The sequence below is a fragment of the Paenibacillus sp. 598K genome (assembly GCF_003851045.1).
Lineage (GTDB): Bacteria > Bacillota > Bacilli > Paenibacillales > Paenibacillaceae > Paenibacillus_D.
In genome coordinates this window covers 66,627-67,062 of the sequence record NZ_BFBX01000116.1, presented here as the reverse complement: position 1 = coordinate 67,062, position 436 = coordinate 66,627, and the positions used below count along the sequence as shown (strand labels likewise).

The window sequence follows — 436 nt, the reverse complement described above, 5'->3', positions numbered from 1 at the left end:
GCCGAGGCGATCCCGCTACTGGCGCCGCCGCTCTCGCTCTGCTCGGACAATGCGGCGATGATTGGCGCCGCCGCTCATCTCAAGTGGGCGCGCGGCCAGTACACCGCGCTCGACATGAAGGGCGACCCCGGCCTGCCGCTCGAGGCATGGTCGGTGAGCCGCCACGAGTCCGAGGCGGCGCAGGGCTGACATCGTTAGCTTGCTTGGCCAGAGGGACGATAGAGCGGGCGGGTCTTAGTCATCGCCCGTGATGCCAAATAGCCTTCAACGCCACTTTGTTGTGGGTTGAAGGCTATTTGGCTTGTACGTTAGTCGCTTTCTTGGAATGCTCATCACAACGGGCGGACACTCAGTCGAAGAGGACATTTTGTGCGATTATTCGCATAAGTTTGGGCACTCTGTTGTTTCGAGGGGCGTTTTGTGCGATTAATCGCAT

The 436-nt window shown here is 59.6% G+C and carries 1 pseudogene; it reads left to right on the top strand.

Annotated elements, in window-relative coordinates:
- Positions 1 to 189 (top strand): annotated as a pseudogene (locus tag PA598K_RS28240) (tRNA (adenosine(37)-N6)-threonylcarbamoyltransferase complex transferase subunit TsaD); the annotation flags it as partial.
- Positions 190 to 436 lie beyond the last annotated feature (247 nt).